This is a genomic window from Staphylococcus pasteuri (assembly GCF_030547725.1).
Classification (GTDB): Bacteria; Bacillota; Bacilli; order Staphylococcales; family Staphylococcaceae; genus Staphylococcus; species Staphylococcus pasteuri.
Window position 1 is genome coordinate 1 of sequence record NZ_JAUOQO010001048.1, and the last position, 233, is coordinate 233.

1 pseudogene is annotated in these 233 nt (G+C 30.9%); it reads left to right on the plus strand.

Going from position 1 to position 233, the window contains the following annotated elements:
• Positions 1-7: 7 nt before the first annotated feature.
• Positions 8-233, plus strand: a pseudogene (locus Q4528_RS16365) (PP2C family protein-serine/threonine phosphatase); the annotation flags it as partial.

Below are 233 nucleotides of genomic sequence, written 5' to 3' on the forward strand. Positions count from 1 at the left end.
TAAATAAATTGATTTAGCTTCTAGACTACAACAAACTATGTTAAAAAAAGATATTCCTCAGTTTTATAGTATACACATTGGCTTTATTTCAGTTGCTGCTCAAAATGTAAGTGGAGATTATTTTAACTTAATTGATCATAATGATGGAACTATGAGTTTTGCCGTTGCAGATGTCATTGGGAAGGGAATTCCTGCTGCATTAGCTATGAGTAAGATTAAATTTGGTATGGATT